Origin of the sequence: Sphingosinicella terrae, assembly GCF_003347635.1 — a bacterium.
Lineage (GTDB): Bacteria > Pseudomonadota > Alphaproteobacteria > Sphingomonadales > Sphingomonadaceae > Allosphingosinicella > Allosphingosinicella terrae.
Genome location: NZ_QDFY01000005.1, coordinates 87,155 through 100,442 on the forward strand (window position 1 = coordinate 87,155; position 13,288 = coordinate 100,442).

At 71.1% G+C, this 13,288-nt stretch carries 13 protein-coding genes; 7 read left to right on the plus strand and 6 right to left on the minus strand.

From position 1 onward, the window contains the following. Positions 1-78 precede the first annotated feature (78 nt). On the minus strand, positions 79-930 hold the full coding sequence (locus tag DDE10_RS12385) for an energy transducer TonB (RefSeq protein ID WP_284734629.1): 852 nt from the start codon (positions 928-930) through the stop codon (positions 79-81). A gap of 126 nt (positions 931-1,056) precedes the next feature. On the opposite strand from DDE10_RS12385, the gene DDE10_RS12390 reads away from it, so the two are divergent. Beyond that, on the plus strand, positions 1,057-1,275 hold the full coding sequence (locus DDE10_RS12390) for a hypothetical protein (RefSeq protein WP_114953095.1): 219 nt from the start codon (positions 1,057-1,059) through the stop codon (positions 1,273-1,275). A gap of 602 nt (positions 1,276-1,877) precedes the next feature. Here the strand turns inward: DDE10_RS12390 and DDE10_RS12395 are convergent. The 3 genes from DDE10_RS12395 to DDE10_RS12405 form a co-directional block, all read right to left on the minus strand. Next, complete coding sequence (locus DDE10_RS12395) at positions 1,878-2,804, minus strand: alpha/beta hydrolase (RefSeq protein ID WP_162806587.1); 927 nt, start codon at positions 2,802-2,804, stop codon at positions 1,878-1,880. Positions 2,805-3,276: 472 nt separating this feature from the next. After that, complete coding sequence (locus tag DDE10_RS12400; RefSeq protein WP_114953097.1) at positions 3,277-5,148, minus strand: ABC-F family ATP-binding cassette domain-containing protein; 1,872 nt, start codon at positions 5,146-5,148, stop codon at positions 3,277-3,279. Between the two features lie 710 nt (positions 5,149-5,858). Next, positions 5,859-6,515 carry an OB-fold protein gene (locus DDE10_RS12405; protein ID WP_162806588.1) on the minus strand — a complete coding sequence of 219 codons (657 nt, stop codon included), beginning with the start codon at positions 6,513-6,515 and terminating at the stop codon, positions 5,859-5,861. A 160-nt stretch (positions 6,516-6,675) separates the two neighbouring features. Between DDE10_RS12405 and DDE10_RS12410 the strand changes: the two genes are divergently transcribed. The 3 genes from DDE10_RS12410 to DDE10_RS12425 all read left to right on the plus strand — a co-directional run bounded on the left by DDE10_RS12410 (position 6,676) and on the right by DDE10_RS12425 (position 9,314). After that, entirely contained in the window at positions 6,676-7,449 is a 774-nt protein-coding gene (locus DDE10_RS12410; protein ID WP_162806589.1) for a hypothetical protein, read from the plus strand. 226 nt (positions 7,450-7,675) lie between these two features. Next, complete coding sequence (locus DDE10_RS12420; protein WP_162806590.1) at positions 7,676-8,521, plus strand: hypothetical protein; 846 nt, start codon at positions 7,676-7,678, stop codon at positions 8,519-8,521. A gap of 409 nt (positions 8,522-8,930) precedes the next feature. Beyond that, entirely contained in the window at positions 8,931-9,314 is a 384-nt protein-coding gene (locus DDE10_RS12425) for a glycine zipper 2TM domain-containing protein (RefSeq protein WP_114953102.1), read from the plus strand. A gap of 186 nt (positions 9,315-9,500) precedes the next feature. Here the strand turns inward: DDE10_RS12425 and DDE10_RS12430 are convergent, their stop codons facing one another. Then, positions 9,501-10,187 (minus strand): tetratricopeptide repeat protein, encoded by a 687-nt coding sequence (locus DDE10_RS12430; protein WP_114953103.1) that lies wholly within the window; start codon positions 10,185-10,187, stop codon positions 9,501-9,503. A 242-nt stretch (positions 10,188-10,429) separates the two neighbouring features. On the opposite strand from DDE10_RS12430, the gene DDE10_RS12435 reads away from it, so the two are divergent. The 3 genes from DDE10_RS12435 (at position 10,430) to DDE10_RS12445 (ending at position 12,057) form a co-directional block, all read left to right on the plus strand. Beyond that, positions 10,430-10,828 (plus strand): hypothetical protein, encoded by a 399-nt coding sequence (locus DDE10_RS12435; protein WP_114953104.1) that lies wholly within the window; start codon positions 10,430-10,432, stop codon positions 10,826-10,828. A gap of 53 nt (positions 10,829-10,881) precedes the next feature. Next, a complete protein-coding gene (locus DDE10_RS12440; protein WP_284734630.1) occupies positions 10,882-11,586 on the plus strand; it encodes an alpha/beta hydrolase family protein in 705 nt (234 codons plus the stop codon). Positions 11,587-11,655: 69 nt separating this feature from the next. Next, positions 11,656-12,057 (plus strand): hypothetical protein, encoded by a 402-nt coding sequence (locus tag DDE10_RS12445; RefSeq protein ID WP_114953105.1) that lies wholly within the window; start codon positions 11,656-11,658, stop codon positions 12,055-12,057. A 75-nt stretch (positions 12,058-12,132) separates the two neighbouring features. On the opposite strand, the gene DDE10_RS12450 is transcribed toward DDE10_RS12445, so the two are convergent. Then, positions 12,133-13,233 carry an NAD(P)/FAD-dependent oxidoreductase gene (locus tag DDE10_RS12450; RefSeq protein ID WP_114953106.1) on the minus strand — a complete coding sequence of 367 codons (1,101 nt, stop codon included), beginning with the start codon at positions 13,231-13,233 and terminating at the stop codon, positions 12,133-12,135. Positions 13,234-13,288 lie beyond the last annotated feature (55 nt).

Here is a 13,288-nt window from a genome sequence, read left to right on the forward strand (position 1 = left end):
GTCACTTCGTATCCCGGATTGCGTCGGGGTGACGGGGGATGGTCCGTTCGCTCGTCGCGCATTGGGCGAGGAAGGGCCTCACCACATCCGCCGGCGACGCCGCGGCGGCTCGCGCTCGGGCGGGAGGTCCTCGACCAGCCATTCGTGATTCTCGGTCATCCGCGACACGATCGGCCGGCCGCGGCCGTCGCGCGACGGCTCGAACAGATAGCGGCGCTCGATCAGCCGGCAGGTGGCGTCGTCGAGCGCATCGCTGCCGCTCGAGCGGGTGATGCGGCAGTCGGTGACCCGCCCATCGTCGAGGATGGTGAAGATGACCGAGACCCGGCCGCCGACGCCGATTTCGCCGAGGCCCGGCGGATAGTCGCTGTCATAGAGGTCGCCGCGGATCCGGCGCGGCGGCGTCAGCCGGCCATAGCCGCCGCCCCCGCCGCCGCCGCCGCCGGCGCCCGAGCCGGTGCCGTCGCCGATCCCGCCGCTGCCGGTGCCGGGACCGCGGACGTCGGCCGATCCGGTCGTCGGATCGCTGCCGGTCCCGGGCTTCTCGGCGACGACGATCGGCGACGGCACCGGCAGCGGCACCAGCGGCTCGGGCGCGGTCGCCTCGGTCGCGCGCGAGCGGATGTTGGGCGGGGCGGCGCCGCCTTCCTCGTCCGGGGCGAAACGCTGCGAGCGGGTGTCGCTCTCGACCCGCGGCGGCGGCCGCACCACCTCGGGTTCGGCGGGCGGCTCGAGCGGCAATATGTCGATGGCCTGGAGCGGAGCCTCGATCGCCTCGCGCAGGTCCGTGCCCAGCCCCCACAGCAAGGCGGCGCCGATCCCCGCCTGGACGAGCAGAGCCGCCGAGGCGGAGCCGATCCTGTCACGCCGACTGGGATGACCGGCCGTCATCATGACCGGGAGTGTCAGCGATTCCAGAGGCTTGTTCAAGCCCGCCGACGCTCCGGGAAGCGCCGATGCGAAGGCCCGCCGCGCCCGGACGAGCAACGTAGATCAAGATGCTTCGTTGAACCGACATCCCCGCAACCCGCGGGACGAGCGTGAGGAGTCTGAAAGATGGCCAACCAGGACAATCAAGGCGACCGCCAGCAGAACCAGCAGGGCGGCCAGCAGAACCAGCAGGGCGGCCAGCAGGACCGTCAGCAGCAGCAGGGCGGACAGGGCCAGCAGGGCCAGCAGCAGCAGCAGGATCAGGACCGCAACCGCCAGCAGGACGATCGTCAGCAGGGCGGCGGCCAGATGGATCGCGACCAGGACGATCGTCAGCAGCGCTGACCGAAACCTGGTTCGTACGAGGGAAAGGGCCGTCCGCGAAAGCGGGCGGCCCTTTCTCGTCGCGGTCGCCGCATTCCCGCTGGCAAGCGTGCCGGCCCGGCGCCATTCTTTCCCAGGCGAAAAAGGAGAGGATGGGTGATGAAGCGCCGGACCTGGGCGATCACGGCTAGCCTCGCTCTGGCCATGGCGTCCGCGGCGGCCGCTCAGCCGGATCGGTCGCAGGCGGGTGCCGGCCGCGAGGCCGGCCCGACTTGGAGGCGTGCCGGCGGGTGCAGGCGGCGCTCGACAGCGCTTCGTAGGCGGAGGCGCTCGGGGAGGAACCGGCGCCTTCTTGCGCCGTTGATGGTCGCCAAGCGATGAAGAGTATCACGGCCGCCGCGGGAAGGCGGCCGCGAAGGGATCGCGACCAGGGCGATCGTCAGCACGCTGACCGCCTCTAAAATCGTGTGAGGGGAAGGGCCGTCCGCCAGTCGGGCGGCCCTTTCTCGTTGGCGGTGCCTCTCGCGTCGGTCCAGCGCCAGCTCGGATTTCATGTCTCGAAGGAGAGCGAGATCCCAGCTTGCGCCGGGTTGACGATCGGGGGTGGGGGGAACGAAGTCTCCTTATGGCGTTTCGGCCGGTGGGGAGGCGCCTTCGATCATGAACCAGGGCGTCGGACCGTAATCCAGCGGCGGGCGGGCATAGAGCCAGCGCAGGGCATCCAGCGCGGCGCCGTGATAGATGGTGGCGTGGGTCTCGCTGGCGCTGCGGTCGGCGTAGCGGAACTCCAGCCCTTCCGGCGGCCGCTCGGCCAGCGCCGCTCGCAGCCGGTCGACTCCGTCCTGCATCGTGCCGCCTTCGTTCGCGACGGCGAGATAGAGGCGCCGGCCGCCATAAGACCGGCGCGCGAGCCGCTCGGCGGCGCGGCGCATGTCGGCGCGGTCGTCCCACCACAGGCTCGGGCTCACCGCGACATAGTCATGGAACAGGTCCGGCCGCTCGAGGAAGGTGTCGACGACGAACAGGCCGGCGAGCGATTCCCCGATCAGCCCGCGTCGCGGCCCGGCCCGGTAGCGCGCCTCGACGAACGGGATCACCTCCTCGGCGATGAAGCGGCGGAAGCGCTCGGCGCCACCGGCCTCCGGGAAGGCGGCGCGGTAGCGCGGGTCGGCAGGCGGCGGCGTCAGCTCCGCACGGCGCTGGCGGGTCTGGACGCCGACGACGATGACCGGGCCGAAGGTCCAGCTCAGCGAGCCGAGCTGGGCAAGCCCGGCCATGTGCTGGAAATCCTGGTCGAGCGCGCCGTCGAGCAGGTAGAGGACGGGGAATCGCGCATCGCCCTCGCCATGCTCCGGCGGCAGCCAGACATTGATCTCGCGCGTGTCGCCGAGGATGGCCGAATCGAGCCGGTGCGAGGTGCCGATGACGATCGGCGCTTCCGCGACGGCGGCGGGCGGATTCTGGGCCGGCACGGGGACGGCGATCGCGGTGAGGATGCAGAAGAGGGCGAGCAGCCCGTTTCGTCTTTTCGCCCGCACGCTCCGTTCCATATTCGTCCTCCCGGTTTGTCGGGAGAACCTAGAGACGGAGCGGTCGAGGCGGCAACCCGCCAGCGGCGGATGCGGGCGGTCCGCTTGCGGCCCGCGCCGGATGAAGTCTGGCCGCCCGAATGGGGTCGCGCAAAGACGCAAAGACGCAAAGAGGCGCCTTGGTCCCCTCCCCGTCATCCTGGCGAAGGCCTGTCCTGAGCTCGTCGAAGCGGCCAGGATCTCCCTTTTGCCTTGCAAGGGAAACGAGATTCCAGCTTGCGCTGGAATGACGGGAAGGGAGTCGCCGCCCTGCTGCGCCTCCGCGCCAGGGTGAGCGCACTACTGCGGAAGCGCTCTTCGGCGGGAGAATGACGAAGCCGGAAGAACAGGCGGCGTCGTCTCGCGCGCCGGCGTTCACGGCTTCACGCCCTCAACCGCATCGAGCGCGCTCGGGCGCACCCACCCCCGGCCCCTCCCTTGCAGGGAGGGGAGATCAGGCGGCCAGCGATTCCAGCGCTTCGTTGGCCTCGAGCCATTCGGCTTCGATCGCCTCGATCCTGGCCTCGATTTGGGCGCGCTTGCGCATCAGGTCGCTCATCGTCAGCTTGGCCAGAGCGACGTCGGCGCCGGCGGGATCGAACATCGCCCGGTCGATCGCGCTGCGCTGCTCGTTGAGCCTGGCCAGCTCGGCTTCGGCGGCCTTGGCGCGCTTGCGCAGCGCCTGGCTCTGCTCGCGGGCCTCGGCGGCGGCGCGGCGGGCTTCCTTGCGGTTGCCGCGGGCCTCGGCCTTGCCGGCATCGGCGGCGTCCTTCGCCAGCACCAGGGCGATATAGTCGTCGAGCGAGCCGTCATATTCGCGGGCGGTGCCGCCGTCGACGAGCACCAGCCGGTCGGCGGTGGTCTCGATCATGTGGCGGTCGTGGCTGACGATCACCACCGCGCCCGAATAATCGTTGAGCGCCTGGATCAGGGCCTCGCGGGCGTCGACGTCGAGATGGTTGGTCGGCTCGTCGAGGATGAGCAAATGCGGCGCATCGCGGGTGATGAGCGCGAGCGCCAGCCGCGCCCGCTCGCCGCCCGACAATTTGCCGACCTCGGTGGTTGCCTTGGGGCCGCCGAAGCCGAACCGGCCGAGCTGCGCCCGCACCGCCGCCGGGCTCGACTGGCGCATGAGCCGGGTCATGTGCTGGAGCGGCGTCTCGGCCCGGTCGAGCTCCTCGACCTGATATTGGGTGAAATAGCCGACCCGCATCCGGCCGCTGGCGTTCATCGCCCCTTCCTCCGGCGCGAGCTGGGCGGCGAGCAGCCGCGCCAGCGTCGTCTTGCCGTTGCCGTTGCGGCCGAGCAAGGCGATGCGGTCGTCCGGATCGAGCCTGAGGTCGACCCGCCTCAGCACCGGCTCGCCGCCATAGCCGACCGCGGCATGGTCGAGCGTCACCAGAGGCGGCCGCAGCGGCTCCGGGCTCGGAAAGTCGAAGCTCAGCGACGGATCGTCGAGCAGTTCCGCGATCGGCTGCAGCCGCGCCAGCGCCTTGACCCGCGACTGGGCCTGCTTGGCGGTCGAGGCGCGCGCCTTGTTGCGGGCGATATAGTCCTGCAGCTTGGCGCGCTGCGCCTCCTGCCGCGCCTTGGCCGAGGCGAGCTGCGCCTGGCGCTCGGCCCGCTGCCGCTCGAACGCGTCATAGCCGCCGGGGTAGAGGAAGAGCTTGCCGCGCTCGAGGTGGAGGATGTGGTCGACGACGTTGTTGAGGAAGTCGCGCTCGTGGCTGACCAAGAGGATCGTCGCCGGATAGGATTTGAGGAAGTCCTCGAGCCACAAGACCGCCTCGAGATCGAGATGGTTGGAGGGCTCGTCGAGCAGCAGCAGGTCCGGGGCCGAGAAGAGCAGGGAGGCGAGCGCCACCCGCATCCGCCAGCCGCCCGAGAAGCTGTCCAGCGGCCGGTGCTGCGCCGCCTCGTCGAAGCCCAGGCCGACCAGGATCCGCGCCGCCCGCGACGGCGCCGAATGGGCGTCGATCGCGTTCAGCCGCTCGTGGATCTCGCCGAGCCGGTCGGGATCGTGGCTGGTCTCGCTCTCGGCGAGCAAGGCCGCCCGCTCGGTATCGGCGGCGAGCACGGTCTCGAACGGCGACGCGCTCCCCGCCGGCGCCTCCTGCGCGATATAGCCGATCCGCGACCCGCGCGGCATGCGCAGCTCGCCGGCATCGGGCTCGAGCTGGGAGGCGACGACCTTGACCAGGGTGGTCTTGCCGGCGCCGTTGCGCCCGATCAGGCCCACCCGCGCGCGCGGCGGCAGCGCCGCGGTGGCGCCGTCGAGGATGGTCCGGCCGCCGAGGCGGACGACGATGTCCGAGAGGGTAAGCATGAGCGGGCAGGTAAGAGGTCGGGGCGGCGAGCGCCAGTGGTCATCGCGAAGGCGGGCGTCCCGGCGACGGCGGCGGGACGGGGAGAGAGCTCAAAATTGAAACACCCTGGGGGTCGTCAACTTCATCAATTTAGAAAGGCAGGAGGGCCTGAACATGAACGGAGCGAGGGCCCGAGGCTTCTTCGCAACCCTCTCCCGGAGGGGAGGGCAAGGTGGGGCGTTCGGGTCGGAGACTTCACTCCGACTGCCTTACCCCCTCACCCCAACCCTCTCCCTCCGGGAGAGGGGGCAGGCCGGGCTCGAAGGGGTTGGCGTGACTGCCTGTCACCGCCGCTTCATCCGCCCGGGCTCCAAAGGTCTGGACGCCTGAAATGCGCCCTTGGGTGAGACGGGATAAAAGTGACGAAGGTGACGGGTGCCATTGGTGCCGTAAGCGGGTTTGCGGGGGGCGCGGAGACGCGATGCATATCCTGGTCGGATTCCGGGTGCTCGCCGCACCCCGCTCCCTCACCCTGCGGCTTCGCCGCTTCCCTCTCCCGCGAGGGGAGAGGGAGGACGCGGGTCGGCGGCCGGCGCAATGGATCTGCACGCTGTCAAGGAGCCGAGCGCTCCGCGGCGGGCGGTGGGGGCTCAGGTCCCTTGTGGCAGAAATAGTGGAACAAGTCAAGAACAAACCCGCCGCCTGCAGGGAGAAGCGGGCCTGGAGCCACTCACGCTCCGGTGTCGCCGTCGGTGGCTGGAGCGGTGGGCGGCGTGCTCTCCGCAGGCGGCGCGGCGTCGGCAGGCGGGGTCGTCCCGGCCGGGGGCGCGGCGGCGGGCGTCGCCGCGGCGGGCGCGACGATCTCGATCGAGCAATTGCGGAGCCAGCGATCGTCGCGGTCGCCGGCCATGCCCTGGCAGCTCACCGTGACGGTCTGGCCCGGCTGCAGCCGTGACGCCTCCTCGTGGCTGGCGGCGATGATGTCGGCGCCGATCGGCCGCTCGGGATCGGCGGTGAGGAAGCGCAGGTCGGGATGGCCCTGGCCGTCGGGAACGGTCCGGACATATTCGCCGGTGACCACCATCGCGCGATCGTCGAAGCGTTCCTCCGCCTCGTCCTCATTCTCCTCATAGGCATCGAACAGGGCCCCGGCCGCGATCACCGCCGCCGGCCGCGGGCGGTGGTCGTCGAAGTCGAAATTGGCATCGAACCAGCTGGACTGGCCGCCGACGACGATCCCGAAGAAGAAGGCGGCGGCGGCGATGAAGAAGGTGCGGCGGTTGCGCTTGAGCTCGTCCTCGCTGCGCTCGACGGTCGGTGACCGCTCGCGCAGGCGCATCCGCGTCGGCATGCCGCAACGCTGGCAGAATTCGGCTTGCGGGGGCACGATCTCGGCTTCGCATCGGGGGCAGTGCAAGGTCGGCGTCTCCCTGGATGCGGGTGGGAAGGACTGTTATAGACGAGCAACACACGTGTCCGCAATGGCGGGCGCGGCGCTGGCGCCCGGCCGCCTTCACGTTATCATGCCGGCGAGGGAGGAGCGAGCGGTGGCGCGACTGGAGGATCGGCCAGGCCCGGAAGTGCTCCGGCGCGTCCTGTCGCCGGACCGGCGGCTGGCGCTCGACTACATGCCCTATCCGGATCCGCGCACCGCCTACGAGACGGAGGCGCCGGAATCGATCCTGCTGCGCGATGCCGAGTCCGGGGCGCGGCTCGCCGAATTCGGCGGCTGGACCTTCTTCAGCGATCATCGATGGCCGGAGGCCGGCGGGATCGAGATCGTGCTGGCGCGCGGCCTCTCGATCCATGTTTCGCCGGACCTCGCCACCTTCCGGTCCGGCGAGGACGGGCTGCCCGCCCGCCCGATCGGCGAGCTGCAGGAATGGCTCCGCGCGATCACGCCGCGGCCCGAACCGATCCCGCGGCCGTCCTTTCTCTCGCGCGCGACGACGATCGCCGTCGGCCTGGTCGTGCTGGCGCTGGCCGGCTACGGACTCTCGCGCCTGCCGCACTTCGCCCGGCTGGCCGAGCTGATCGAGGGCGAGCCGCCGCCGCGGCCGGGGGACGAGGGCGAGATCAATGCCTGGATCGTGCGCTGCCCGGACGTGGGGCGGGTGACAATGAGCCTCACCCCGGAACGCCGCCTGCAGGTGCCGCCTTCGATGGCGCCCGCGCCGCTGCCGCCGGTCGACGAGACCGGCCGGCGTTTCGGCAACGGCAAGGTCGCGGTCGAGGTGGATGGGATGGACGCGACCTGGTGGCCGCACGGGCCGGCGGGCGAGGCGGTCGCCTGCCCGGCCTCGTTCGAGGCGGCGCGGTGAGGCGGCGGCTCCGGGCGGCGACTGCCGCTGCGGGGCGTCGAGAGGCGAAGCAGTGGGTCGCCCCTGCGTGGCCGGGCGGGACTAAGATGGTAGGCAGTGATGTCTTTGCCGCGCTCAGCTTGGGCCCCTGCTTGCGCAGGGGCGACGAGAAAATGGGCGCCCCGTCCTGGTCCCGGGGGCGCGTGGCGGTCGGGCAGATCCGGCCGGGATTTTGAACGGAGGGCGAATGCCAGTTCGGATCTTGGGGATGATCGCGGCGGCCGCGGCCGTGGGGGTGGTGGCCGTGCAGGCGGCGGCGGCCGGCCAGGGCCATGAGGCGCAGGCCAAGGTCGAGGAGGCCGGGCGGCTGATCGAGCAGGGCGATCGACGCGGCGAGATCGGCGACCGCGGCGGCCGGATCCGCGCCTATCGTCGGGCGCTGGCGCTGGTCGACGAGGCGATCGCGCTCGGCGACACGCGGCCGGAGGTGGTGCTCGGCCGGCGCGAGTTCGGGCTGATGCTGGGCGACCATCTGCTCGAGGCGGAGCGGCCCGAGGAGGCGCTCGCCGCCTTCGGCGAGATCGCCGCTTCGGCCGGCGGCGGGGTCGGCGCGGACATTCCGGAGGACCGGCAGGACCGGCTCCACCTCGCCCGGGCGCTGCGCGGCATGGTCTTCGCCGCGGCGGCGGCGGGCGATTTCGGCGAGGCGCGGGCGCGGCTCGGCGCGCTGATCGCCGTCGGCCGGGCGATGCAGGCGGCCGAGCCCGACAATCTCTACCTCGCCCGCCGGCTGGCGCAGGACCTGGAGAATGAGGTCTTCTTCCGCTGGGTGACCGAGGACGGGCCGGGCGCGCGCGAATCCGCGCTCGAGGTCCTGGCCCTGTTCCGGCAGGTGGACGAGGCCAATCCCGGCAGCGACGAGGCGATGCGCAGCCATTTCCGCTGGGCCTATGTCGCGGCGGCGCTGCACGAGGACGACGCGGCCCTGTGGGCGGAAGCGCGGACGGTGGGCGAACGGCTGCGCACGCACGGCGGCTTCCAGGCGCAGGACGAGGATCATATGCGGGTGGTGCGGAGGCGGACGGAGGGGTGAGCGGCGCCGGGCTTTGATTGTGTGGCCTGCCCTTTGGTTCAAGCGGCGCGGAAGCGAGAAGCGTTGGCGTCCTTTCAACATACTCGGCTTGAACCCCTGCTTTTGCAGGGGCGACGAAGGTGGGTGGCGGCGCTGCGCTGGGCTGATCTCACCGGAATGTAGTTGGCGCCTTCATCTGCCCCTCCGTCGCCCCGCGCAGCCTGTCCTGAGCGACGCCGCAGGCGGCGTCGAAGGGGCAGGGGGGCCAAGCGGCGCTGGAGTGAGAAGCGGTGGCGTCCTTTCAATACACTCGGCTTGGGCCTCTGCCTACGCAGGGGCGACGAAGGGGTGGAGGCGATGGCGCGCCGGCGCAACCATTGCGCCGCCGATTCATTCTCTTCGGTGGGGCGGCGCTGAAGGGAGAAACGGAATGCGGATTGCGATCTGCGCTGCCGCGGCGACGGCCGCTTTGGCCACGGCCGGCTGCACCACCAATGACGGTTATCGCTACGGTGCCTACGACTATAACCGGCCGGACCCGCGTGAAGGCGGCTATTATCCGGACCGCTATTACCGGCGCGGCGACCCCTATGCGCTCGGCGCCAACGACCGCGTCTATCGCGGCCGCGACGGCCGCTATTATTGCCGGCGTTCGGACGGCACGACCGGCCTCATCGTCGGCGGCGCGCTCGGCGGGACCTTGGGCGCGGTGATCGCGCCGGGCGGATCGGAGATACTCGGCGCGCTGATCGGCGGCGCCGCCGGCGCGGCGGTCGGCCAGCAGGTCGACCGCGGCGAGGTGCGCTGCGAGTAAGGCGGCGATGCGCTGAGGGCGGCGCGGGCGAAACCGGACCGGTTCGCGTGCCGCCCCAACCCGTCGCCCCTGCGCAGGCAGGGGCCCAGACCGAGTTCGTTCAAGACGCCATCGTCCTTGGCGTTAGCGCGGCTTGGGCCCCTGCCTACGCAGGGGCGACGAGAGAGAGTTGGCGGCCTCAGGATTCTAGCGGACGACCGCGTCGAGCCCGAGCTCGCGGAGGATGGCGTTCGCCCGTTCGGTCGCCGCGCGCTGCTTCGCCGGGCTGACCCTGGTGATCGCCACCAGCTGCTCGGCCTCCGGGAAGCCCAAGGCGGCGGCGGCCATATACCAGGCGAGCCCTTCCCAGGGGTTTTCGGGCACGCCCTGGCCACGCTGGTGAAGCACGCCGATCCCGTAAAGTCCGTGCGGCTCGCCGCGGCGGGCCCCCTCGAGATAGTATTGATAGGCCTGTCGGTAATCGAGGGGAACGCCGCGGCCCATAGCGTAGAGGCCGGCGAGGCTGACGAATCCCATGGCCTGGCCGCCCTCGCCGGAACGCCGGAACCAGGTGGCGGCTTCCTCGGGATTCTCCGGGACGCCCTCGCCGAAATTGAGCATCGTGCCGAGCCGCCACTGACCTTCCGCATCGCCGGCCTCGGCAGCGCGGCGATACAAAGAGGCGGCTCGGGCGAGATCCGGTTCGACACCGATCCCTTCGTCGTAGAACCGGCCGAGGGCGGTGATCGCGCCGGGATCGCCGCCGGCCGCGGCGGCCTCGGCCAGCGCGAAGGCGCGTTCCACCTCCCCACGCTCGAGCAGTTGCTGGACGTCGGCCGGCGGAGCGGCCGCGACGAGCAGGAACGCCAACGCCGACAGCAGACAGGCTCGCATGTCCACCTCCCCCGATTCATGCGCGGCGACAGTTTTCGCCAGAAGCGCGCGGGCGTCCACGCCAATTCGCGCCGGAGAAAGGAAATTTCGTGGGGCGCGGCGGTCCCACGCCGATTGGGGCTTGGCCTCCGATCCGGAACATGTCAGGAACGGGGCGTCCTTGTCTGCGTCGATCGGAAGCCTGTTCGGGACCGCGCGGCCGCGGACGCCGCTCTCTCCCGGCCAATTCGTGGGGGAGGTGGATGCTGAAGATGGTCCTTCTGGCGTCGATGGCGCTGCAGGGCGCGCCGAGCGTCGATCCGAGTTGGGATTGCACGTTGCCGGCGCAAATGACCTGCAGTGCCGGCGGCTGCACCGAATCCGAAGGCACCCTGCGCGTGCGTGTCGAACGCGACATCGACCAATATTGGCGTTGCCTCGATCCCGAAGGTCGCCGCTGCACACGCCATCGCGCGGTTGCGACCGAGCGGCCCGATGGCCTGCTCATCCAGGTTGCGGGCCTGCCGATGTTCCTGATGATCGACGAGTCCTCGTCGGCCGTCGAATCGGCCTCGCGCGGAACGGAGGTCTTCCTGTCGCGGGGGACGTGCCGCGCGATGGCGCCGCGGATCCGGATCACGCCGCCGACGGGCGAGGAGTAGAGGGCGCCGATCGCGGCTCCGCGGTCGCATCGTTGCGGTTCGGGAGGTCATGCGTGGAAGCAGGCGACATCGTCATTCCGGTGAGGGAGGGCCAGGTCTCCGCGCTGTGGCTGCGGCCGGAGGGCGCGAAGGCGGCCTATCTGCTCGCCCATGGCGCCGGCGCCGGGATGCGGCACCAGGCGATGGCGGCCGCCGCCGCAGGGCTCGCCGGGCGCGGCTTCGCGACCCTGCGCTTTCAATTCCCGTACATGGAGAAAGGCTCGAAGCGGCCCGATCCGCCGGCGGTGGCGCAGGCGGCGGTGCGCGCGGCGGCCGAGGAGGGGGCGCGGCTGGCGCCCGATCTCCCTTGGTTCGCCGGTGGACGATCGTTCGGCGGCCGGATGACTTCGGAGGCCCAGGCCGAGGCGCCGCTGCCCGGCGTGCGCGGCCTCCTCTTCCTCGGCTTCCCGCTCCATCCGGCCGGCAAGCCCGGCATCGCCCGCGCCCAACATCTGGCGCGGGTGAAGGTGCCGATGCTGTTCCTCTCCGGCACCCGCGACGCGCTGGCGGAGACGGACCTGCTGCGGGGCGTGGTCGAGGGATTGGGGGACCAAGCAAGCCTGCACCTCGTCGAGGGCGCGGATCACGGGTTCAACGTGCTGGTGCGGAGCGGGCGCAAGCCGGCCGAGGCGGAGGCGGAGGTGTGGGACAAAGCGGCAGCGTGGATGGCGGCCGTGGCGCATCGATCGCCGGAAGACGAAGTCGTGCGGTCCCCTTGAGAATGTGCGGTTCCGGAGGCCCGGGATGAGAATCGGAGTGGGTGACGATCCTGATGGGAGGGCGAGGCGATGAAGATGCTTTTTCTGGGGCTGCTCGCGCTGCAGGCGGCGCCGCGAACCGATTATGCGTGGCAGTGCGACGTGCGCTCGCGGCAGAGCTGCGACGCGGGCGGCTGCGTCGAGACGGATTGGGCGTATAATATCCGGCTCGAGCCGACCGCCGACAATTATATGCGTTGCCCGACACCGGGCAATTATGTCGAGTGCGCCGAGTCACCGGCCAGAGTGAGCCAACGCGGCGCATTCGCCTTCTTCGAGGTTCCCGCGCAGGCGGTCTTCTCGAGCATCGGCCCGGACCGCTCCCTCGTCGAGGTCCAGTTCACCGGAACCAGCACGTTCTTCTCCTACGGGACCTGCGTGGAAGGTCCGCCGCCGGCCATACGCCATCGCCTGACGCCGCCGCCGCGATGAGCCGCCGACGTCGACGACGCTGAAGTGGACCGACGGCGTCCTGGGCGGCAGGACGACGAGCCCGCCGCGTGAGCCTCAGCGAAGCATCGCCGCGACCCGGTCGGCGATCGCCAGCGAGGCGGTGAGGCCGGGGGATTCGATTCCGAACAGGTTCACCAGGCCGGGAAGGCCGTGGTCGCTGGGCCCGGAGATGACGAAATCGGCCGCCGGTTCGCCGGGTCCGGACAGCTTGGGGCGGATGCCGGCATAGCCAGGCTGGAGCCGGTCCGGATCGACGTCCGGCCAGATGCGCCGCGCGGCGGCGGCGAAGCAAGCGTGGCGGGCGGGATCGACCTTGTGGTCGGGCGCGTCGATCCATTCGACGTCCGGCCCGAAGCGGGCCTGGCCCGCAAGGTCGAGGGTGAGATGGGTGCCGAGGCCGCCGGGCTCGGGCACCGGATAGACGAGGTGCCGGAACGGCACCGGCCCCGAATAAGTGAAATAGACGCCGCGGGCGAGGAAGAGTGGCGGCACGTAAAGCGGCGCCAGCGCCTCGATGCGGCCCGCCAGCGCCTGCGCGCCGAGGCCGGCGGCATTGACCAGCAAGGGCGTTTCGACGACCGGCTCCGCCTCCCCTTCGAGACGGACCTGCCAAAGCCCACGCTTGCGGCCGATCCGCTCGACCGGCGCGTTGCAGACCAGCCGCGCGCCCTGCGCCTCGGCCTCGCCGAGCAAGGCGAGCATGAAAGCGTGGGCGTCGATGATGCCGGTCATCGGCGAGAGCAAGGCCTCGGCCGCGTCGAGTTCCGGCTCCAGCGCGCGGGTCTCGGCGCGGGAGAGACGCTGCAGCGCCCCGGCGCCGGCCGACCGCGCCGACTCCTCGATCGCGTCCAGCTCCGAGGATTGCGCCGCATCGCGTGCGAAGACGATCTTGCCGATCCGCCGGTGCGGAACCGCGCGCGCCTCGCAAAAGGCGTAGAGCCGATCGCGCCCCTCGACGCACAGAGACGCCTTGAGAGAGCCGGGTGGATAATAGAGGCCGGCATGGATCACTTCGCTGTTGCGGCTGCTGGTGACCGAGCCGAAGCGCGCCTCGCGGTCGAGGATCAGCACCTCGCGGCCGTCACCCGCGAGCTCGCGGGTGACGGCAAGGCCGATCACGCCGGCGCCGATGACGATGGCGTCTGTGCGGTTCATGGGGAGGTCCTAGCCGATGCCGGGGCGGTGGGGCAGCGGGTGCGGGGTGAGGGGC

Excerpts from the sequence above, each read along its gene's own strand:
- DDE10_RS12420 (WP_162806590.1), top strand. The coding sequence starts at position 7,676 with ATGCCAGTTCGGATCTTGGGGATGATCGCGGCGGCCGCGGCCGTGGGG.
- DDE10_RS12425 (WP_114953102.1), top strand. The coding sequence starts at position 8,931 with ATGCGGATTGCGATCTGCGCTGCCGCGGCGACGGCCGCTTTGGCCACG.
- DDE10_RS12445 (WP_114953105.1), top strand. The coding sequence starts at position 11,656 with ATGAAGATGCTTTTTCTGGGGCTGCTCGCGCTGCAGGCGGCGCCGCGA.
- DDE10_RS12395 (WP_162806587.1), bottom strand. The coding sequence starts at position 2,804 with ATGGAACGGAGCGTGCGGGCGAAAAGACGAAACGGGCTGCTCGCCCTC.
- DDE10_RS12430 (WP_114953103.1), bottom strand. The coding sequence starts at position 10,187 with ATGCGAGCCTGTCTGCTGTCGGCGTTGGCGTTCCTGCTCGTCGCGGCC.
- DDE10_RS12450 (WP_114953106.1), bottom strand. The coding sequence starts at position 13,233 with ATGAACCGCACAGACGCCATCGTCATCGGCGCCGGCGTGATCGGCCTT.
- DDE10_RS12390 (WP_114953095.1), top strand. The coding sequence starts at position 1,057 with ATGGCCAACCAGGACAATCAAGGCGACCGCCAGCAGAACCAGCAGGGC.
- DDE10_RS12400 (WP_114953097.1), bottom strand. The coding sequence starts at position 5,148 with ATGCTTACCCTCTCGGACATCGTCGTCCGCCTCGGCGGCCGGACCATC.
- DDE10_RS12435 (WP_114953104.1), top strand. The coding sequence starts at position 10,430 with ATGCTGAAGATGGTCCTTCTGGCGTCGATGGCGCTGCAGGGCGCGCCG.